Below are 22,665 nucleotides of genomic sequence, written 5' to 3' on the forward strand. Positions count from 1 at the left end.
GATTGAACCGCAGCGACGCAGCCGCGTTGTTATGTGCAGCCGTCCTGAGGCGTATTACTTATTATAAAATAACGACGTTCCCTTGACAAGAAGTTTTTTCACGGTTTTCTGCCATTTTTCGTCATGCATTTTGTATCTTTACTACAGCCCGGGGAAAATCGGTCAAAAAACAGCTCCCTTTGCATCAGGCTTTTAAACGCTGCTGCAAAGATACCGCTTCGTATAAGGACAGGCGGCTATGCAGATGCCGCATAAAGTCAGTTCCTTTCCCAGTCTTTCTTTCACCATCCCGCGTCCTTTACTCCTGCAAGCCTCGATATCCACAAATTCATCGCGATCCAGCCCTCTGTTCCACAGTTTTCCGCTGACAGCACCCGCAGGACAGGCATTTGTGCACACCATGCAGCCTCCGCACTGCGATTCCCTGATAGCTTTTCCCGTTTTAAGGGGAGCATCCGTGACGACCGACGTAATCCTGACTGCAGAACCGTACTCCTTTGTTATCAGCAGTGCATTTTTCCCGATCCATCCGATTCCGGCACAGGTGGCAACCGTCTTATGCGGCAGCCAGGTGCGGTAATTCCCAAACTCCTTCACGGAATCCACGGTCTGGGCCAGCGCCTGATATCCCCTTTCCTGCAGATACTCCTTACAGGCAACAGCCAGTTCATCCAGCTTCGCATTCAATTCATAATATGTTTTTAAATATTTCTCATTCGGTCCGTCGCTTATCGACCGTACAATCTCCTTTGGTATCGTCACGGCCATGGAAACGCCGGACGGCCATTCGCCGGACGTTGCCTCCGTCATATCTGCAAATCCGACAAGTGCGGCTCCTTTTTGCCGCAGCATTTCTTCCAGTTCCCGTTCCATCTCACCGTTCATTCTTCTCCCCCTCTCAGTGTCTTAAACCTTCAGCTCCGCATTTTCCTGGAACCCTTCAATTGTCCGCAGTTCCTCCAGGAGCAGTTGGAGAAACTCCTTTACCAGAGGCTCCTTCTGCCTGGCTTTCGGCACCATGTACCCCATTTCACCGCTCAGCCCATAGGCAGGGCGGCTGACCAGGCCGTATTCTTCAAGCTCCGCCGGATCGATAGGCGTTCCGGCCAGAAAACCTACGCCCTGGGAGGCCAGTTTCATCCTGAGTTCCCTGGATTCCACCCGGATTACGCGGTCGGTTCCTATCGCAACGCGCATGGTCTCCGGGATAAAACTCTCGACCCTGATAGAATTTCTGTATCTGATGCATGTGTATTTTGAAAGTGTTTCCGGCGTCAGTTCCTCCTGATTCATCGGATGGTCCTTTGACGCCGTTATCACGAACGGCTGTCTGCCAAGATAGGTGTAGAGCACATCCTTTTGGCGCATCTGTCCCGACAGCGTCTCCACAGTGCCGATGGGGCAAAAAGCAATAGCCATATCGGCCTTTCCCTGATACAGGGAATCGACTGCCTCACCGATTCCTTCGGCATACATGGAAAACTGTAATTTCTCCGACCGGCAGTATTTCCTGCAGAAGCGTGCAAAGGCTCTCTCGATTCTCAGGCTGCTTGGCGCAATAAGGCGGAAACGTCTGACGATCTCTTCCTGCGAAATCCTTCCGATCGCCTCCATCTGTTCCGCCACCACCGCCGCATGGCGCAGCATCTGCCTGCCCCTGTCCGTCACCGAAATTCCCCTGTTTGTCCGTTCGAATATCTGAAATCCCACCTCGTTTTCCACGGTCATAATTGAATTGCTCACCGTAGGCTGGGACAGGTACAGTTCCCTGGCCGCCCTGGAAATAGAGGCGGTCTCCGCCACCGTGAGAATAATTTTAAGCTGCTGAGTATTCATAAACTTCCTCCCAAACCCGTAAAATACAGACTGCATTTTCCGGACAGTTCTGCAATTCATTTCCCCTATAGGGGTATCAGATAGTCGTATTTCCCAAACTTTTCCCCAAATGTTATAGTGATTTTAACATAAATCAACAGGAAACGAAAGGAGGAAGTAAAGTGACTTCTCAAAGTATGCTTGAACTTCTCAAAAGTATCTGCCTGCTGTCGGCGCTTCTGCTGGCAGGCGCCTGGCTGAGGGCCAGAGTCCCTCTGTTCCGGAAATTATTTCTTCCGGCATCGGTAATCGGAGGGTTCATCGGATTACTGCTCGGCCCCAGGATTCTGGGAAATTTTTCTCTGCTTCCGGTCAGTGAAGAGTGGCTGGACGCCTGGACCGCACTTCCCAGCATTCTTGTAATTCCTATTTTCGCGGCAACTCCTCTGGGGATGTTTTCTTCCAAAAATGGGAAGACAAAAATGTCTTCTGCTTCCGGCTCCGCCTTACAGCGAACCGGGAATAAACCAAAAGCAAAACCGGTTAAAAAAGGCCTCATTGCTCTGGCCGCTTTTTTGGCCACAGGCGCCGTTATCAAGGTTGTAACCTCCCTGCAGGAAGTGGTCGGCCTCGGCACTAATGTAATCTACTCCGCCGTCAGCCCGGACTCCGGACTTTATAAGACCTTCGGTTATGAACTGGCCCGCGGTTTTGCCGGAGGCCACGGCTCCGCCGGAATGGTAGGCAGTCTGCTGCAGGGATATGGTTTTGATTACTGGGAAACGTCCCAGGGCGTTACCACCACAACCGCCACCATCGGCCTGATCGCCGGTATGATCATCGGCATTATCACAATCAATGTAGCTTCCCGAAAAGGATATACGGCGATTCTTAAAAAACCGTCTGAAATCCCGGAATCCATGGCCCGGGGATATGATCCCGACACCAGCCGCCAGGAATCCATCGGCCGAGAAACGATGATGAGTTCCTCCATTGATACCATCACGATACATCTGGCAATCCTGCTCCTGGCCTGCGGCATCGGTTTTATCGTTCAGGGAATTGTTGATCCGGGTGACAATCTTCCCGTATGGTTTTTCTGCATGGCCGGCATGTATCCGGTGGACTGGGCCATCTCGAAGCTGGGTCTTGGCTGGCTGATTGACACAAAAGTAAAGGCGCGCATCATCGGTTCCATGAGCGACTTTGCCATTGCAGCTGCCATTGCCAGCATTCCTGTTAAAACGCTCTCCGACTATGCCGGACCTCTGTTTGTTATGGTGATTGCCGGGCTCGCAGTCACCTTTGTCTCAACCTTTATCATCTTCAAATGGCTCTTTCCGTCCCGCCATCCCTTTGAGCATTCCATTATGGTTTGGGGCCTGGAAACCGGTGTGCTCATTAACGGCATGATGCTGCTTAAAATCTGTGATCCCGAGTACAAGACAACGGCGCTCAACGACGTCAGCCTGGGAATGTCCCTGTTTAACTTAATATCCCTTCCGCTGACGCTCATCATCTACTATGCACTAAAGAACGGGACGCGCATGCAGATTTTCCTCACCGTAACGGCTGTTCTGATCTTTTCCGTCATACTGCTGTTCCTGTTCCGCGGTCTGTATAAGCGCTCTAAAAAAATGCAGGATGCACCGGAAGAGCAGACGGGGATTGTATGCAAAAATGCAAATGCGGCGGTATGAGGAGCCGGGAAGGACAGGCAGACATAACCAACATTAATTATAGAATCAGGAGGTCAATATGACAGTAAAAGAAAACGCGTGGTCGGCAATCGACCAGAAAAAAGACTGGATTTGCAGCATTTCCGATGCAATATGGGAACATCCGGAAACATCCTTTGAAGAACATTTTGCAGCCGGCATTTTATGTCAGGCGCTGGAACAGGAAGGTTTTAAAGTAGAGCGCGGACTGGCCGGCATGGAGACCGCTTTCTCGGGCCGCTTTGGAAGCGGCGTTCCAGTAATCGGGATTCTTGGGGAATACGATGCCCTCTCGGGAATGAGCCAGAAAGCCGATATCTTTCACCATGAAGAGGTAACGCCGGGTGGAAACGGCCACGGCTGCGGCCACAATCTTCTCGGCGCCGGTTCCCTGGCCGCCGCCATTGCGGTAAAGCATTTTCTTGCGGAGACAAACACTCCCGGCACCGTAATTTACTACGGCTGCCCCGGTGAGGAAGGAGGAGCCGGAAAGGCATTTATGGCGCGTGACGGGATCTTCGATGAACTGGACATCGCCCTGTCCTGGCATCCGGGTGATATCAATGCCGGCACTGCCGTCAGCTGTCTGGCAAACCAGGAGGTGCTCTACCGTTTCCATGGAACCAGTTCCCACGCCGCGGCCTCCCCGCACCTGGGCCGCAGCGCGCTGGATGCCGTAACCCTCTTTAATACGGGTGTCCAGTTCCTCAGAGAACACATTATCCCGGAGGCAAGGGTACACTATGCCGTGACAAATACGGGAGGATTTTCGCCGAATGTCGTTCAGGCCGAGGCCGAGGCCGTCTATCTGATACGCGCTCCGAAAATCAGTCAGGTAAAAGAGATTGCCAAACGTGTGGACGATGTGGCAAAGGGCGCCGCCCTGATGACCGGAACCAGTGTGGAGATCCAGTTTATTAAATCATGCGCAAACATTGTACCAAACAGGACCTTGTCAAGCGTCCTCGCCGCCAACCTGCTGGAAGTCCCGGCCAATCAATTTACGGAGGAAGAACTGGCTTATGCAGTTGAAATCCAGTCCACTCTTCCCGTAAAAGACAGTCTCATAGCGGCCGCCGAAAAACTTGGTCCAAACGTCCGGGCATTTGTTAAGCCTTATATCGGAGAACCAATCCACTCTTTTGCCGTACCGGATCTGCCCGTCACGATGACACTCCCGTCCTCCACGGATGTCGGGGATGTAAGTTTTATCTGCCCAACCGGACAGATCCAGGCCGCCACCATGTGCTGCGGCACCCCCGCCCACTCCTGGCAGCGAACTGCGCAGGGTAAAAGCTCCATCGCGCACAAAGGTCTGATTTATGCCGGAAAAGTCATAGCCGGAGGGGCAATCGATCTGTATCTCAACCCCGAAACAGTCAAAGAGGCACGCAGAGAGTGGAAGGAACAGTTAAACGGCGAACTTTATCAGCCGATCCCCAATGAGGTGATGCCGTCCGCTGTTCATAAATTCCAGTCCGAATAGGTTTATTGTCCCGGTTAAATCTCTTCAGGTTAAAATCAGGTTCAAACAAAAGTCAGAAAGGGAAGAATACCCGGACAAAATCACTCTGTCCGGGTATTCTTCCCTCTTCTTCTATCACAAATTATATCATAAGTTATATTATGGCTTATAATATAACTTATATCATACCTTCTGCCATTAACCGAAACTGCTTATTCATTACAGTTCCAAATATTTCTTCACATACTCTCCGGTGTAGGAAACAGGGCTCTCCGCCACTTCTTCCGGCGTTCCCTGGGCAATCACCGTACCGCCCTTATCTCCGCCTTCCGGTCCGATATCAATCAGGTAGTCGGCCGTCTTAATCACATCCAGGTTATGTTCAATAACAACAACCGTATTGCCGCCGTCCGACAGTCTGCGCAGAATCTCGATCAACTTGTGGACATCGGCAAAATGGAGGCCGGTCGTCGGCTCATCCAGAATGTAAATCGTCTTTCCGGTACCTCTCTTGCTCAGCTCCGTGGCCAGTTTGATACGCTGGGCCTCACCGCCGGATAACTCGGTGGACGGCTGTCCCAGACGGATGTAGGAAAGTCCCACATCGTAGAGAGTCTCTATCTTACGGTAAATAGACGGAACATTCTCAAAGAATTTGAGCGCCTCCTCCACCGTCATATTGAGGACGTCGTAAATGCTCTTTCCCTTATACTTGACATCCAGAGTCTCCCTGTTATATCGCTTACCCCCGCAGACCTCGCACGGAACGTAAACATCGGGCAGGAAATGCATCTCAATCTTGATAATTCCGTCTCCGGTACAAGCCTCACAGCGTCCGCCCTTCTTATTAAAGCTGAAACGTCCCTTATTATATCCCTTGGCCTTGGAATCGGAGGTCGATGCAAATAAATCCCTGATTAAGTCAAACGCCCCCGTATAAGTTGCAGGGTTGGAACGCGGAGTCCTTCCGATTGGGGACTGGTCGATTGCAATAATCTTATCGAGCTGCTCCACACCTTCAATCTTCTTATGTTTTCCCGGAATCGTACGGGCCCGGTTCAGCTTCTTGGCCAGAGCTTTATATAAAATCTCATTCACCAGGGAACTCTTTCCGGAGCCCGAAACCCCCGTCACGCAGGTCATTACTCCTAACGGGAAGGATACGTCGATATTCTTCAGGTTATTCTCAGCGGCTCCCTTCACGGTCAGCCAGCCGGTCGGCGTCCTGCGCTCACCGGGAACCGGAATCTTCTCCCGGCCGCTCAAATAGGCTCCGGTGATGGACTCCTTACATGCCATAATCTCATCCGCCGTACCGACGGCAACCACGTTACCGCCATGTTCTCCGGCTCCCGGCCCGATATCGACTATACAGTCGGCCGCACGCATCGTATCTTCATCGTGTTCCACGACAAGCACAGAATTGCCCAGATCGCGCAGATGGAGAAGCGTCTGCAAGAGCTTGTCATTATCCCTCTGATGGAGGCCGATACTCGGCTCATCCAGAATATAAGCCACGCCGACCAGACCGGAACCAATCTGGGTGGCCAGACGGATACGCTGGGCCTCGCCTCCCGAAAGTGTTCCCGTGGCACGGGCCAGTGACAGATAATCAAGTCCTACGTTAATCAGGAAGGACACTCTGGCCTTAATTTCCTTGAGAATCGGAGCGCCGATCGTCTCCTGCATCGTGGTAAGCTGAAGCTCGTCCAGGAACTCACGGTACTTCACGATGGACATGTTGGTGGCCTCATAAATATTGCAGCCGCCTACCGTTACGGCCAGGGCTTCCTGTTTCAGACGCTGTCCCCGGCAGGTCGGGCAGGGAGTGATTCTCATAAATGTTTCATATTCCGCCTTCATCGAGTCGGAAAATGTCTCCCTGTACTTCTTATTCATATTCTGTATCAGGCCCTCAAAGGCAATGTCATAAATTCCTTCGCCCCTCTGGCCCCTGTAACGTACCTTTACGATCTTTCCGTCGGTGCCTTTCAGGAGGATATCGTGCACTTCCTTCGGGTACTCCTCAAACGGGGTGTCCAGGCTGAAATGGTATTCCTCCGCCAGCGCCTCCAGAATCGCGCCGGTAAAGCTGCCCTTGTCGCAGCACGACTGCCAGCCCATCGCCACAATGGCTCCCTGCTTAATGCTGAGGCTCTTGTCCGGTATCATCAGATCCTCGTCAAACTCCATCTTATATCCCAGGCCGTAACAGTCGGGACAGGCTCCGAAGGGGTTATTAAAGGAAAAGCTTCTCGGCTCCACCTCGTCCACGCTGATTCCGCAGTCCGGGCAGGAAAAACTCTGGCTGAACATAATTGGCTCCTGTCCGAATACATCCACCATCATCAGTCCGCCGGTCAGCCCCATAACCGTGTCGATGGAATCGGAAAGACGCTTCTCAATTCCCTCTTTGACCACCAGACGGTCCACTACGATCTCAATATTATGTTTAATGTTCTTCTCCAGTGCAATCGATTCCGTCAGCTCATAGAGATTGCCGTCAATCCTGACGCGGACATAGCCGCTCTTCTTGGCCTGTTCCAGCACCTTCTCATGACGGCCCTTGCGTCCCCTTACTACGGGCGCAAGAAGCTGTATTCTCGTCTTCTCAGGAAGAGCCAGGATCTGATCCACCATCTGATCCACGGTCTGCTTCTTAATCTCACGGCCGCACTTCGGACAGTGGGGGATACCGATTCTCGCATAGAGAAGACGCATGTAGTCATAAATCTCCGTAACCGTTCCTACCGTGGAACGCGGGTTCCTGTTCGTGGACTTCTGATCAATGGAAATAGCCGGGGAAAGCCCCTCTATGCTCTCCACGTCCGGTTTCTCCATCTGCCCCAGGAACTGTCTCGCATAGGAGGATAGAGATTCCATATATCTTCTCTGGCCTTCCGCATAGATCGTGTCAAACGCCAGCGACGATTTACCCGAGCCTGACAGACCGGTCAGGACGACCAGCTCATTTCTCGGAATATCAAGTGAAACATTCTTCAGATTGTGCTCATTGGCACCACGTATTTTAATATACTGCTTCGCCATTATTCAAACTCCTGTGTATACAAGCATCATTGGATTCCTGCTGCTTATTATCCTGTCTTAACTGTGTTACTGACCACTCCCTGCAGAAAACGGCACGCAGCGTTCAATAACCCCGTATCAATTCAGCTTTTTGTATGGTTCCTGTCTATCTGTAGCTATCCCAGTATAGCATATTCCGGTATGTTTTGCAAACATTTGTTCGGCATAAATTCCCATATTTTTTTGGGTTTTATGGGAAATATTGTGGGCGCAAAGGGGTGTCCCCCGGAAAGCACTAAGGAGTCCGGCAAGACGGACTCCTTAGTTTTTTCTGGTATTTACTTTCTCCTGCCAGCTCTTTTTCCTTACCGCTCTTCCCTGAAATAATTCATACCCAGATGTGCCGGGATATGGCCGCCCCTACTCTTTCTCATAGAAGAGATAACAAGCACGAGCGCCGTAATCAGGAACGGAAGTGCGTCGAAAAATGCCGTCGGGATTGCATAGGTATTCTTTGGAACGTAATATTTCAGCACCCTGAGAGCGCCGAAAATGAAGGAACCGTAGATAACATTGACCGGTTTCCAGGAAGCGAAGATTACAAGGGCCACGGAAATCCATCCAAGGCCGCCCACGCTGTCCCTCAGCCATACGCCGCTGTTGATGATCATGGAACAGTAAGCGCCGCCGATTCCGCAGATAGCGCCGGAAAGCAGGATGTTAATATAACGCCATTTTGTAACCTCAATTCCGGCCGCGTCGGCTGCTCCGGGGTTCTCGCCGATTGCCTGCACATTCAGTCCCATCTGGGTTTTGTACAGATAGATGCTGGCTGCTATGGCGATAACCAGTCCCAGATAAACAAACGGATTGTAGGAAAACAGAAGCTCTCCCAATACCGGAATGTCACTCAGCCCCGGGATATGGATATTTCTCATCTGGGATGTGATCGTGTCCGGAAGCTTTAAGGTGCCTCCATCGGATCGTTCCAGCATGAACACGCCAATAAAGTTGGAAAGCCCGACTCCGAAAATCGTCATCGTAAGACCCGTTACGTTCTGGTTTGCCATGAAGGTAACGGTCAGCACGCCGTAAATCAGGGCGCCTAACATTCCCGCAGCGGCCGAAGCCAGGACTGCAACCAGGAAATTATCTGTAATATAGCCGGCCATGAATCCGGCGCAGGCTCCGAGGGACATCATACCTTCCACACCGAGGTTCAGATGGCCCACTTTTTCGCTCAGAATCTCGCCGACCGTGCCGAAGAGGAACGGTGTTCCCGCAAGTACTGCAGCCACAAGAAATTTAATTAAGATTTCACTATTCATGCCCTGGCGCCTCCTTTCCCCCGCAAAACAAATTTATAACGTATAAACAGCTCGCATCCCAGAATAAAGAACAGGATTACTCCCTGAAGGACATCCGCGCTGTCGGACGACAGTCCGAAGGAGGACTGGACCACGCTGCTTCCTTTTTCCAGAATACTGAACAGAATTGTGACAATGAGAATTGCCGGCGGATTGAGCTGTGCCAGCCATGCCACGATGATTGCCGTAAATCCGACGCCTCCGGCCACCGCCGTCGTCAGCGTCACGTCGGAACCGGCCGCCTGGACCATTCCGCCGATACCGCACACCGCGCCGGAAAGGAACATCGTGCGAAGAACGACTTTTTGCACGTTCATTCCCGCATACCGCGCCGTCTCCTGGCTCTCTCCCACAACGCCTATCTCGTATCCCTGTTTGGAATACTTCATATAGATAAGTACCAGAACCACCAGCGCCAGTGCGATAATCCAGCCGAACTGAATTCCGAACACCTTGTCGAGAGCCGCATTCTTGTCGAATCTGGCAATCTTTGCATAACCTTGGGAACCGGGATCGCGCCATGGACCCTCTCTCAGGAATACGATGATATTCAGGGCAATATAGTTTAACATCAGCGTAAATAAAGTCTCATTCGTGTCGTATTTTGTCTTGAACCATGCCGGGATCAGCCCCCACAGACCGCCTCCCACGGCTCCCGCGATAAACATAACAATAACCAGCACCCAGTGGTTCCATCCCGAATGGAAAAGGGCAAAATAGGAGGCGCAGATACCGCCCGCGATAATCTGGCCCTCCGCACCGATATTCCAGAATTTCATCTTGAATGCCAGCGTTACGCCGAGTGACGCAATCAGAAGCGGAATCGCAATCTTTACCGTAGCCTGGATTGCCATCTGGCTGCGCAGCGCTCCCGTGATAATTGTTTTATAAATTACAAACGGATTCTGTCCGATTATCAGAATAAAAAGCCCGCCGGCCACAAGCGCCAGCAGAATCGCTTCCAGACGCAGGATAAACGTCTCCCTGCTGCCCAGCTCCGCTTTTTTTACTACACGGATCAACGGCTCTTTCATGCTTTTTCCTCCTCTTCCGGCCCTTTCAGGGCCTCGGCCGCCTCAGTGCCTGTCATCATCAGTCCAATCTGCTCCTTTGTCACGTGTTTTGCATCGACAACTCCTGTTACCTGGCCGTGACAGAGTACCATGATTCGGTCCGACAGCTCCAGGAGCACGTCCAGATCCTCACCGATATAAATGACGGCTACGCCCTTTTTCTTCTGTTCATTTAATAAATCATAAATCGTATAGGATGAATTGATATCAAGTCCGCGCACCGGATAGGCCGTAATCAGCACCTGGGGGCTGGACTCAATCTCACGTCCCAGAAGCACCTTCTGGACATTGCCTCCCGACATCAGCCGGACCGGCGTGTCCACGCCCGGAGTCACGATTCCCAGCTTATCCACCAGCTTCTGGGCCAGCTCCCTGGCCGGTTTCCGCTCCACAAAAGGCCCTTTTCCATCCGTGTAGGACTTTAACAGCATGTTGTCCACCATACCCATGGAAGCAACCAGTCCCATGCCGAGCCTGTCCTCGGGCACAAAGCTCATGCTGATTCCCAGCTTAATAATCTCTGCGGGTGTCTTTCCCACAATGTTTTCTTTATGATAAAGGATAGCTCCCTGTTTTGCCGCCATCAGGCCCGTCAGCGTCTCGCAGAGTTCTTTCTGCCCACTGCCCGCCACTCCGGCCACACCCAGTATTTCCCCTGTCTTAATCTCAAAGGATACGTCGTCAAGGGCCATAGAGCCGTCGCTCTTATCCACGGTCAGGTCAACGACTTTCAGGATCGTCTCCCGTTTCTCCATCTCCGGACGCTCGATATTCAAAGTCACCGGGCGGCCGACCATCAGCTCCGTCAGCTTCTTCTCATTGCACTCGGCCGTATTGACCGTTTCAATACTCTGGCCTTTTCTCAGGATCGTCACGCGGTCGCTGATGGATAACACTTCATGCAGTTTGTGTGTGATAATAATAATGGCGCAGCCCTGCTCCTTCATCTTGCGGAGAATAGCAAATAATTTATCCGTCTCCTGCGGGGTCAGTACCGCAGTCGGCTCGTCCAGAATCAAAATCTGGGCGCCTCTATATAATACCTTTAAAATTTCCACCGTCTGCTTCTCGCTGACGGACATATCGAAAATCTTCTTTTCAGGTTCAATTTCGAGTCCAAAAGACTGGCTGATCTGCTTAATCTTCTCTTTTAAAGCTTTTCTTCCCAGCCGCTTTCCGCTGGTTCCGAGTACAATGTTATCCATCGCGCTGAATACATCCACCAGTTTAAAATGCTGATGGATCATTCCGATCCCCAGGTTTCTGGAATCCACAGGCGAATTGATCGCCACTTCTTTTCCGCCCACCAGAATCGATCCGGAGTCCGGATGATAGATGCCGGAAATCATATTCATAAGTGTTGTCTTACCGGAACCGTTCTCTCCCAGGAGAGCCATGATTTCCCCATACTTCACCGACAGGTCGATCTTATCATTGGCGACCACACTTCCGAATACCTTTGTAATCTGTCTGCACTCAATGGCATACTGTTCTGTCATATCTTCACCTCGTGATTCGCTGCTGTTCACAGCCCTGCAAAAGCATACCGCAGGACAGCCGCTATGAATAGTAACCGTGATTTGTACGGCGTCAAAAAAGGGATGCCGTAAAATGAGAATTTATGTAATTCACCATTTTTAAGCATCCCTCATCTCTCAGCCTGTCTTAGTGATATCTATGTTACTGTTCACTCTGTGCCCAGCAACATATTAACTGTAACGCTGTCTGTAACTGTAAAAATCCCGGACAGTTACTATTATTTTTCAACAACGTTCTTGAAATACCAGTGAATGTTTCCTGTGATATCAGCATCCGACATATGCTCGCCCTCTGTGCCTACGGTGGTTCCGTCGTTGCACTCGATTACGCCGTCAAATACATCCCATTCGCCGGAAACCATCTTAGCTTTTGCTTCTTCGATCTTCTCTGCTGTGCCTTCTGCACAAAGATCAGATAACGGAGCCAGGTCTACAAGGCCTTCTTTTAAGCCGCCGAAGTAGTTCTCGCCTGTCCATGTTCCGTCAACAAGGCTCTGAACAGCTGTCGTATAGTATGCGCCCCAGTCCCAGACTGTGGAAGTAAGAACTGCCTTAGGAGCATCTTTGCTCATATCTGAGTTATAACCAACGCCAAATACGCCGTTTTCCTCAGCGGCAAGCTGTGGGTTCGGTGTATCGCAATGCTGTCCGATTACGTCACATCCTTCGTTGATTAAAGCAACTGCAGCCTGTTTCTCACCTTCCGGATCATACCAGCTGTTAGTTGTTTTAATGTAAACGGTTGCGTCGGGATTTACAGAGTAAACGCCCATTGCAAATGCGTTGCATCCGCCTGTAACCTCTGCATTGTCCTTGCCCCAGGCGCCAACATAACCAATCTTATTGGACTCTGTCTTAAGGCCTGCCGCAATACCGGATAAATATCTGGACTGGTAAATTCTTCCAAAATAGTTATTGAAGTTAACGCCGTTGGCTTTATATCCTGTGCCGTGTGAGAAAACAACTTCCGGGAACTCTTCTGCAAGAGCTTCACATGCATCCATGTATCCCCAGCTTGTGGCGAAGATAATCTGACATCCCTCTTCCACGCACTCTCTCATAGCTGTCTCAATTGCAGTCTGATCATCATCAGCTACATTATTCTTACGGATAATCTGGCTGTCATCCAGGCCTACTGCCTTCTGCATAGCAACGATGCCAAGATCATGTGCATAAGAGTAACCGGAACCGTCTGCCGGGTTACCAATATGGATTACGCCAACCTTCAGGTCTTCCTTTGCAACTGCCGGCATAACGCCCTCTGCTGCCTTTGCTTCTGTCTCTTCACCTGCCTCAGCAGTCTCTCCTGCTGCTTCAGATGCAGCGGCTTCGGTCTGTGCAGCGGTTGTCTCTTTGCCGGATGAAGATGAACATCCTGTACAGAGAGAAAGTGCCATGGCTGCGGACAGTACCACGCTTAATACTTTTTTCATTTTCTTTCCTCCTCATTAAGATAAATGAATGTCAATACTGAACAATTATTACATTTTCCGGTAAGTTTTGCAAGAGATTTAACGGAATTTGTCGAGATTTTTTCTTATTGTTCCCAGAATTGGATAACTGCATACAAAAACCGGGGATTCGCCTGTCTTCCTGGTATAATCTTACCTTATTGGTCTGTCCGGCCTGACACGGCAAAGACTCAAAAATGCCTCCATGGCTTTCGTCATATAACGCCCTCGCTTTCGCGTCAGGAAAATTCCTCTCCGAGCTAAGGGGTCTCCTATTTTGTAGTAGACCAGGGCATCTGTTTCGGATACGAGGCTTAGAAGACTGCTTCTGATAAATGTAATTCCAGAGCCTGATTTTGCAACATAAAATGCCGTCATAATCTGATCCAGGTACAGCTCCACCCGCGGCTCAAAACCGGCATTTTCACAGAGTTCTTTACTTCTCCTCCAGATGTCATTCTCCTCTTTCAGAAGTATAAAAGGACAGTCCTTAAAAACCTTCATAGGTACCGACGGTATATCCTTCCCGGTAAAAGCCCCGTCCCTGGCCTGCTCAAACGTCATCTGGTATTCCCGCAGCCTCTTATTTACCTCATATTCACCTGGTACTGCCAGGATAATCTCTTCATAGTCAAAGAGGTACCGCTCCACTTTGTCATCCGCCGGTATGGCCGCCTCCAGCAGCAGATCAATCGAGTCGTCAAACAGTCCAGCCCCCAGCTCCCTGATATTTCCCTCATGGATCTCCACCGAAACGCCGGGATATTTGTTTTTAAAACGTTTCAGCAGCCCGGCCAGCAGATATGCGCAGAAGAAGGAGGAACTTCCAACGGACAGATGGCCTGTCTTTATGTCGGCCATATCCCTGAAATAGGCATCCATATTTTTCTCCAGCCGCATAAACTGTTCCGCACACCGGATGTAATATTCCCCTTCTTTTGTTATTGTAAGAGGAATCGTACTTCTGTCAAATAGCTGACAGCCGATTTTCGCCTCCGCCTTTCTCACCATAGCGCTGACCGCAGACTGGCTCACAAACAGCTTCTGTGCCGCCTTGGAAAAACTTTTTTCCTGATAAACCACATAAACATATTCCATCTCAACTGTCATACACATTCCCTCTCCCTGAAATCCCCCGTTTTTAACAGCTTTATCATCGACGAAAACCCGCACGCTCTGCGTACAGGTCACCGTTCTCACCAAAAGGGCAAACACCGTAAAAACGGATTTGCCCCTCAATGAATTCTGAAATTACCACTGCAAATTACCCTTGGCAAAGTATTTGTAAAGATTCCCCGCGATCACCCGATGTATTTGTCCTTCGAGCCGTTCCGCTGTTTTCAGCGCTTCGAAATCCAGACTAGCCGCAAATGACGTCAGCAGTTCTTTTGCCTTCTCCGGCTCGGATTCGTAACAGGCCGATGCCTCTTTCTCCACTATCTCCTTCATTAAAAATGCCTTCCGTTCCAGCTTCATCCATTCATTTGTAATAACCGGAGCATAATGGAAGTAGTCCGCCATTGCCAGGTTCGTCAGTTTTCTCATCTGCCAGAAAGCCGCGGTATCGCTGTAAATGTCGCTGCCCTCCAGGAAATCAGGCGCGATTTCCGTAACGCCAAAATGGTGCGGAAGGTAAGGGGCCGTGAGCGGAGACCCGAGGCAGCTCCATAAAACGCCGCCCAGTTCTGCGGGCAATCCCCGGTTCAGTTCCACCACTGCCGAGTGGATACAATGCGGCACGCCGATCGGGCGCACGTCACTATTAACGCCGGCTTCCGTAAATGCGCAGAAATCATTTTCATTATTCGTATCCCGAAGCAGCCGCATGATCATCTCCGCCGTGATAGGCTCAGACGGTTTCATAAATGTAGGATACTCCTCCTGATCCGGACCAAGTTCTGTAGAAGAAAGCAAATTAATTGCCCTCCAGACTCTCCTGGAATTATAATAGTATGTCCGGGGATCTTCAAGGAATTTCCGTCCAAATGCTTTAGCCCAGTTAAACGGTCCGGCGGCAGGATCCCAGAGTCCCTTTGAAATGACAAACTCCCTTAATCCCTCTGAATACAGAACATTCTCTGTGTCATCCCAGTCGATTTCATTGATGCGGTAACCGTTGGACTGGATTAAATAGCAGTCGTCGGGAACTCTGACCGCGAGCCAGGCAGAACCGCCGCCTCCCTCGATATACCACGCTTCCTCCGTATCGAATACACCGACGGCACATGGAAAACGGTTTCCATACTCTGTATAGTATCGCCCAATCCGCTCCACACATTCCCTCGCAGTCCTGCTCTGAGTCAGCGCTACGAACCGTACTCCGCCTGCGACGCCGTTTTCTGCGATGGGATCTGCTTCGGCTGCGCGGTCATTGCGATCAACCGCCAGGTTTTCTCCGCCCATAAGACAGACGTTGTGTTCATTTACCGCAATTGTATCACCCGCCAGATTTCCGCGGAACGTTTTTAACAAAATACAGCGGGCCGTTTCCCGCGTTTGAGGGATAACCGGTCCTGTAGGCAGTTTCACTGAAGCTCCGGGTTCCTGTATCATATGAGGAACTATTTCCATGGACGCCGCCTCATATCCAAACAGATCGTCATTATGTCCCCCCAGCATTGTTCCGTTTTTAAATGCATTCTTACCGCCGATTAGCATAAAACACATATTTACTCTTCTCCTTCCACAAATTACCCGAACAGAATTGACATTACAAAGCACACCGCCAATACGGCTGCCGTAACCATCCAGCCATGCTTTACCTGGGATTTCATATCACTGGAACGCGCCGTACCCGTTGCCGCAACCATGTCAAGGCCGGGATAGGCAAACGATGTCATCTGGGAACCAATCAAGATTACAATCGCCCAGACATGCATGCTGAGACCGGTCGCATCCACCAGGGGACGGAATACCGTATTAAGCATTACCGCCTGTGCAACGGCAGCTCCCTGAATACCAAATGTACCAATCAAAGAGGCGAGCATCGACAGTCCGACCTTTCCCCCGCTCTCCACTAACGGTGCGCCAATTTCCACAAGCGCATCAAAGGCGCCGCTCTTGGAGATGAAATTCAGGAATGGATCCATCAGAATAAACAGCATGAAGATCCAGAAATACTGCGCACATCCTTTCATAAACAGATCAATGGTTTTGTCTATCTTAAACCGGGCTCCGAATCCGGTTGCCAGCACGGCCACTGTAATAACGGTGATCGCATGGGCAACTCCCAGTTTAAACATAATCCCATAACCCACAATCAGCGCCATCGCCACACCAAAGAACAGGGTCGCTCTTTTGGCCTCGGGAGAGGCTTTATAAGCATTCACCGACAGGGCTGTCCCTTCCGGATAGTCACTTACGCCCGCCGTAGCTTTTTGAACACGTTTTGCATTAAAATAGGTTATCAGCCACATCGGAATACACACCGGCAAACTGGCATACAGTAAAACCTGCTGATAAGCAAGACCCGTCACCTCCATAATCGTTACCATTGGAGGTGAAAACGGACTGATAAAAAGTCCGGTCACGCCTGCGGTCTGCATGATGATAGCCAGCGTACTGGGAGTCATTCCGACAGACGCAACCAGGGGGATGAGAATCGGCGCTATGACCGCATTGCCTCCTGTCAGGGTGCTCAGCACCAGAACCATAAACATCGACGCAAGCATGGACGCTATGATTGCCCTGCCGATTGAATTGATACCGATTTTCCGTACCATCAGATGAACAAGGTTTTCCGCAACCCCGGATTCTTTCAAAATCAGGCCCAGGCCGGAACCGATCATGATAATAAAACCGACCTGCCCAAGAAATGAACCCAAAGAGGTTGTGAGGACAGCGCCAAATTCCAGAAGGTTTGTCTTTGTAAGGACCGCACCGATCGCCAAACAAATTGAAACATTCACCAGCGGATGGATCTTCGGCCGAAAAGCCAGAATTATGTAAACAATCAATGGAGTTAACCCCAAAATAGGAGGCAAATTAAAAATCATCATAAGAATCTCCTTTCTAAATCCGAATTGAATTAATTCATAGAAACGGGCTCTCTGCCGCTCCTACCATTCCCTGTATAAAGTGCTTCCGGCCGTATCCGCCAACTGGTATTTAAGCTGCCTCTTCTCCGCCGTTTTCACTCCGGCCTCTGTTGTCAGGAACGTACCTCCCGTTCCTGTAACTGATCCGTGATACATAATTTTCCTTCCCCCGGCGAAGCTCATAACCGCGTCCAGGCGTTCTAAATCCAATACTGTAATATCCGCATCCGCGCCAATCCCAAGATTGCCTTTGCCCGTAAGCCCAAAAACCGCCGCCGGTTTGACCGAACATTTTTCAATTACCTCCTCCAGCGTCAGATATCCCAAGCGGTAAAAAGGAAGTAATTTTTGAATCAGGCCGTTTCTCGGGAAACCGCCCCCATCCGTCGCAGCCAGTTCAATAAGCGGCTCTCCTCCGGGTGTCCTTCTCTCTACAATGCAGGCTGAGGCGACGGAAGCGAGATTGGCCGGGAAACTTACATTGATGTTCGTCCCATGATCAATCCAGTACTGAAGCGCCTCTTCTTTTTCCAAAAGCACATTTTCCTTCTCAAGAACGGCTATGGCTTTCACCTGCCCATCTTTCATTGCCAGCGCAAGTCCCTCTTTCGTCGGCTCATATCCAAACATTTTTAAACAATTGACCGTAATCGCATCACAGGGAACGCCATCTCTGCAGGCGCCTCCCGTTCCGTTATTCACCGCCATGTGGGAGTCTGAAATGATATTTCTGTTATCCCTGAGAAGTTTAAAAGCATCTCTCAGCTCTTCCAGATAGTGATACCGGTTTCCACGGCAATAGGCATTGATATGGGCCATCAGAAGCCTCTGGCCTTTGGCATAATCCACCGCCTCTTTCAGTCCGTATATATCGCTTCTGTTTTCCGTGCTTCCGGCGTGGCAGGCCACCAGCACCTTTTTTGCATTGGCTTCTTCCACGCAGAATCTGGACGCACCGGGAGTCAATGGAAAATGGCCTCCCAGAATCTTAAGGCCCAAAGAACCGTTTTGCAGGGAGTTTTCTAAAAATCCCCTCACCTGTTCTCTGGAGGGCGATTCCCCTACCAAATCCGGCAGCACCGCATCAATGCAGCCTACGTTCATGCCGCAGCCATACTCTCCCAACTGGGACGTAATATCGGAAACCGGCCCCGCATAATCAATGAGCGTCGTAACTCCGGTCCTGGCTGCCATGTAATATCCGACCCTTCCTCCCAAAAGCTTCGTCACGTGCACATGCATATCGATAATTCCCGGAACCACCGTCAGGCCGGAGACGTCAATCACTTCTTCCGCCTGGCGCAGATCCCCGCCAAGCCCGGCGATCCTGCCTTCCCGGATTCCTATGTCAAAATGGCCGTCCACACGGTTAACCGGATCAAACACTCTCCCGCCCTTTAATATAACGTCAAATTTCATCTGTTCCTCCACTCATACTATTTTTATTTCTCAGCGCGCCTGTCTTCGGAAAAATAGCAATTTACAGTTACCCCAGGTCCTGTTTTAAATATACTCTAAAATTCAGTTTTCTTTTAATTCTTTCTCATGAGTGATAGGTTTATTATATCTATTTTGTAACTAAATATAAAATGTCATGACTACATTCATATAAGTCAGAATCCTCCGCTTATACCTTCGATTTGTTGATAAATTATACATTTTAGATGACATCCCAATAAAGCCGGTACTGCTTAAATTTTGAATCTGCCTGAGCGGACTATCGCGCCGGGCGCAGCCGATTAGCGGCATATTGCATCTGCACCCGGGCGCGCATCCCTGCATGGAGTGGTTTATTTCACAGGACGTACTTTCTTGTGAGATAAAAGCATAAGGGATATACCCCGACGGCCGTTAAATATTGGCATCGTCAGGGCATATCCCTTATTATCCTGTTCTTTTATAATTCCTTTTTATCAGGTTTCTTTATCCATCTGTCTATTCTTAGCATTTATTTTAGCGTATATTTTTTCTGCTATTTTTCGCATTTGTCCTTCGCGTTTGTCCTTCGCATTTGTCCTCCGCGTTTGTCCTTTGCGTTTATCCGTCTTTTTATTCCTCTTTTTTATTAAGGATCTCCATGAATTCTTCGCCGGTAATCGTCTCTTTCTCGAGAAGGTATGCTGCCAGTTCATGAAGTTTTTCTTCGTTTCCGGTCAGAATATTCTTGGCCTTCTCATAAGCCTCTTTTACCATCGATATCACTTCATCGTCAATTCTGGTCGCTGTATCTGCCGAGCAGGCCAGGGAAGCGTCACCGCCCAGATAGGCATTGTTTACGGTCTCCAGGGCTACCATACCGAACTGATCACTCATGCCGTATCGGGTAACCATGGCTCTTGCAATCTTTGTGGCCTGTTCAATATCATTGGATGCGCCTGTTGTGATAGAATGGAAAATCAAATCTTCCGCAGCGCGGCCGCCCGTCAATGTTACAATCTTATTAAACGCCTCCTCCTTACTCATCAGGAACCGCTGATCTGACTCGACCTGCATTGTGTACCCCAGCGCTCCCGATGTCCTTGGAATAATTGTAATTTTATGAACCGGAGCTGAGTGGTTCTGAAGAGCCGCCACCAGCGCATGGCCTACTTCATGATAGGAAACAATCTTTTTCTCATCGGTTGAAACACCGGCGTCTTTTCTCTGATATCCGGCAATCACCGTCTCCACGCTTTCTTCCAGATCTGCCTGTGAAACGGTCTTACGGCCCATTCTGACCGCCCTCAGCGCCGCCTCATTAATTATATTGGCAAGCTCTGCTCCGCTGGCGCCGCTTGTGGCCCTGGCAATTGCATTATAATCAACCGTTTCATCAACCTTCACCTGTTTGGCGTGAACTTTAAGAATTGCTTCTCTGCCTTTTAAGTCAGGAAGCTCGGCCGGAATTCTCCGGTCAAAACGTCCCGGTCTCAACAGAGCTTTGTCAAGCGATTCCGGCCTGTTTGTAGCTGCCAGGATAACAACTCCCTTGCGGCCGTCAAATCCGTCCATCTCCGTGAGAAGCTGGTTTAAAGTCTGCTCGCGTTCATCATTGCCGCCCATTCCGGCTCCGTCACGTTTCTTACCAATCGTATCGATCTCATCTATAAATACAATGCAGGGAGCCTTCTCACTGGCCTGTTTAAACAGGTCACGCACCTTGGCCGCGCCCATTCCGACAAACATTTCCACAAACTCGGAACCGGAAATAGAAAAGAACGGCACGTGTGCTTCACCGGCAACTGCCTTCGCAAGCAGCGTCTTGCCTGTTCCAGGAGGGCCTACGAGTAATGCACCTTTTGGAAGTGTCGCACCAATCTCTGCATATTTCTGCGGATTATGCAGAAAATCTACAATTTCCTGCAATGCCTCTTTCGCCTCATCCTGGCCGGCTACGTCGGCAAATGTTTTTCCAGTTTCAGATTCTGCGTATATTTTAGCATTGGACTTTCCAAATGTCATCGCGTTGCCGCCGCCCATCCTCTTCATCATCGCCCTGCTCATGATTTGGCCGAGGCCGATAAAAATAATCAGAGGCAGAATCCAGGTAACCAGGAAATTAAGCAGTGGCGATGCCTGGGTTGGAGTCTCGGTGCTGTATTTTTCTACGCCGGCTTCCGTAATTCTCTTCTGAAGGTCGTCGCCAGGGAACGCACCTGTTTTATAATTTATTTTCCATTTACTGTCTTTCAGGGTATAGATGATCTCGCTGTTCGTCGTCACATACACCTCGTCCACATTCTTCTTGTCCAATTCATCTATAAACTGATCATATCTGACCTGCTCGGTTCTGTCCATTAATGACGGAAAAATGAAAATGTTCAGTAGCATCAGTACCAGCATTACCAGTCCGTAATAATACAGGAAAGATTTTTTCGGTGCTTTGTTGCTGTTATTACTTTCGTTCATATTGTTCTCCTCTTATTTGTACTGTTATCCTATATCATATCCATATCAGGCGTTTCTTAACATTGGTTGAGTTTTGTATGAATCTCAATAAACTTTTTTGTATTCCTGATCTACTAAATTTATAACTCTTATATTTATATTTGTCAATATATTATAGTAAATATTTATTTACTTTTAATAATTATTGACTTGTAAATCAATGTGTGCTAGTATTGGAATGTGGGTAATCAGCATTTATTGGCATGTTTTTTATATATATCTTACGCTTTTTTGCATTTATCCGCTTTTTTTAATAATCATCTGTTTTTTGGTTTTATCTTCACCTGCTTTTTGTTTTGCCATTATCAACTTTTTGTTTTTTATTTACCTGACTTTTGTTTTTAAATGTGGGATTGATTTATTATTTTTTCTATAATATATTTTTTGGAGGTACCTCTTATGGAAAATATTCAGAATAACCAAAGTCTTGAAAGCTCAGCAAAAGCTGATATCAATTCAGTTGGAGTACATTTCCTCGAATTTGCCGTTGCCTTTCTTACACTGGCTAAATGCCAATATCAGCATGATAATGATGTCAAGGTCAATTCTCTCCCCTTCTTTACCTTGGTTGCACTTGACAACTGGGCGGATGAGGACTACACCATGTCGGAACTGGCTGATAAACTTCAGATAACGAAACAACAGCTCTCCAAACTGATCAACGTGCTGGAGGAGAAAGAACTCGTTGAACGGATCCACGACAAGGAGAACCGCCGCAGAGTTTACATCCGTATCCGCGACCATGGCAGGGATATGATGGACGACCTTAAGAGAGGGATGTTGGAATCCACCCTTTACGGCCTCAGTGCCTATACGGAAGATGAATTAAAGGATATGGATTTCTGTATCAGAAGGCTGACGGAACTGATGGAGAAATTTAAAGTTGGTTATGACTGTGATGCGCTGCGGGATAGGATTGGGTAGGCAGGCGGAAATGCACAGGAAAGTGTTAATTGACTGCCATGCAGGCTGTTTTGTTATATGGCGTGAAACACGATATCGCAGGATTATGGTTTAAGCTCAAATTGAACGTATTGATGGTGTTTATATAAGTAATCGGCTAACGGCAGAATTGGGATCTATGTGAATATCCTGATTCTGCCGTTTTATTGAGCGGTAAGAACGGTAATTATAGTCTGTGGAGCATGTGTCCGATTGTTTCTATGCATAAATAGTTAGTTCGGCAGACAAGAACTCTCTTCTTCTTTTTCTGATTTTCTTCATCTCTATAATTTTCCTTATCCGAA

15 protein-coding genes are annotated in these 22,665 nt (G+C 49.3%); 3 read left to right on the forward strand and 12 right to left on the reverse strand.

Annotated features, from left to right (window positions below):
• Positions 1-192: 192 nt before the first annotated feature.
• Both EJL91_RS22695 and EJL91_RS22700 read right to left on the reverse strand, forming a co-directional pair.
• Positions 193-885 carry a 4Fe-4S double cluster binding domain-containing protein gene (locus EJL91_RS22695; RefSeq protein ID WP_125144255.1) on the reverse strand — a complete coding sequence of 231 codons (693 nt, stop codon included), beginning with the start codon at positions 883-885 and terminating at the stop codon, positions 193-195.
• A gap of 21 nt (positions 886-906) precedes the next feature.
• On the reverse strand, positions 907-1,836 hold the full coding sequence (locus EJL91_RS22700; protein WP_164516929.1) for a LysR family transcriptional regulator: 930 nt from the start codon (positions 1,834-1,836) through the stop codon (positions 907-909).
• A gap of 161 nt (positions 1,837-1,997) precedes the next feature.
• On the opposite strand from EJL91_RS22700, the gene EJL91_RS22705 reads away from it, so the two are divergent.
• A complete protein-coding gene (locus EJL91_RS22705) occupies positions 1,998-3,515 on the forward strand; it encodes a sodium/glutamate symporter (protein WP_125144257.1) in 1,518 nt (505 codons plus the stop codon).
• Positions 3,516-3,573: 58 nt separating this feature from the next.
• Positions 3,574-5,019 carry an amidohydrolase gene (locus tag EJL91_RS22710; protein ID WP_125144258.1) on the forward strand — a complete coding sequence of 482 codons (1,446 nt, stop codon included), beginning with the start codon at positions 3,574-3,576 and terminating at the stop codon, positions 5,017-5,019.
• Positions 5,020-5,217: 198 nt separating this feature from the next.
• On the opposite strand, the gene uvrA is transcribed toward EJL91_RS22710, so the two are convergent.
• The 10 genes from uvrA to ftsH all read right to left on the reverse strand — a co-directional run bounded on the left by uvrA (position 5,218) and on the right by ftsH (position 21,379).
• Complete coding sequence (gene uvrA, locus EJL91_RS22715; RefSeq protein WP_125144259.1) at positions 5,218-8,046, reverse strand: excinuclease ABC subunit UvrA; 2,829 nt, start codon at positions 8,044-8,046, stop codon at positions 5,218-5,220.
• A 344-nt stretch (positions 8,047-8,390) separates the two neighbouring features.
• Positions 8,391-9,353, reverse strand: a complete 963-nt coding sequence (locus EJL91_RS22720) for an ABC transporter permease (protein WP_125144260.1) — start codon at positions 9,351-9,353, stop codon at positions 8,391-8,393.
• A complete protein-coding gene (locus EJL91_RS22725; RefSeq protein WP_125144261.1) occupies positions 9,350-10,426 on the reverse strand; it encodes an ABC transporter permease in 1,077 nt (358 codons plus the stop codon). Before EJL91_RS22725 ends, EJL91_RS22720 begins: the two co-directional genes overlap by 4 nt.
• Positions 10,423-11,964, reverse strand: coding sequence for an ABC transporter ATP-binding protein (locus EJL91_RS22730; protein WP_125144262.1), 1,542 nt, complete (start codon positions 11,962-11,964; stop codon positions 10,423-10,425). Before EJL91_RS22730 ends, EJL91_RS22725 begins: the two co-directional genes overlap by 4 nt.
• Positions 11,965-12,221: 257 nt before the next feature.
• Positions 12,222-13,436 (reverse strand): BMP family ABC transporter substrate-binding protein, encoded by a 1,215-nt coding sequence (locus EJL91_RS22735; protein ID WP_125144263.1) that lies wholly within the window; start codon positions 13,434-13,436, stop codon positions 12,222-12,224.
• A 171-nt stretch (positions 13,437-13,607) separates the two neighbouring features.
• Positions 13,608-14,564: a LysR family transcriptional regulator gene (locus EJL91_RS22740; protein ID WP_125144264.1), complete on the reverse strand. Its 957-nt coding sequence runs from the start codon at positions 14,562-14,564 to the stop codon at positions 13,608-13,610.
• A gap of 141 nt (positions 14,565-14,705) precedes the next feature.
• A complete protein-coding gene (locus tag EJL91_RS22745; protein ID WP_125144265.1) occupies positions 14,706-16,121 on the reverse strand; it encodes a dipeptidase in 1,416 nt (471 codons plus the stop codon).
• Between the two features lie 23 nt (positions 16,122-16,144).
• Positions 16,145-17,452: a GntT/GntP/DsdX family permease gene (locus EJL91_RS22750; protein ID WP_125144266.1), complete on the reverse strand. Its 1,308-nt coding sequence runs from the start codon at positions 17,450-17,452 to the stop codon at positions 16,145-16,147.
• Between the two features lie 60 nt (positions 17,453-17,512).
• On the reverse strand, positions 17,513-18,910 hold the full coding sequence (locus tag EJL91_RS22755) for an amidohydrolase family protein (RefSeq protein ID WP_125144267.1): 1,398 nt from the start codon (positions 18,908-18,910) through the stop codon (positions 17,513-17,515).
• Positions 18,911-19,540: 630 nt separating this feature from the next.
• The gene (ftsH, locus tag EJL91_RS22760) at positions 19,541-21,379 is read right to left on the reverse strand and encodes an ATP-dependent zinc metalloprotease FtsH (RefSeq protein ID WP_125144268.1); all 1,839 of its coding nucleotides are present in this window, start codon (positions 21,377-21,379) and stop codon (positions 19,541-19,543) included.
• A 438-nt stretch (positions 21,380-21,817) separates the two neighbouring features.
• Here ftsH and EJL91_RS22765 point away from each other — a divergent pair, with 438 nt between their 5' ends.
• Complete coding sequence (locus EJL91_RS22765; RefSeq protein WP_125144269.1) at positions 21,818-22,342, forward strand: MarR family winged helix-turn-helix transcriptional regulator; 525 nt, start codon at positions 21,818-21,820, stop codon at positions 22,340-22,342.
• Positions 22,343-22,665: the final 323 nt, after the last annotated feature.

This window comes from Clostridium transplantifaecale (assembly GCF_900626075.1).
In the GTDB taxonomy this organism is placed as follows: domain Bacteria; phylum Bacillota; class Clostridia; order Lachnospirales; family Lachnospiraceae; genus Otoolea; species Otoolea transplantifaecalis.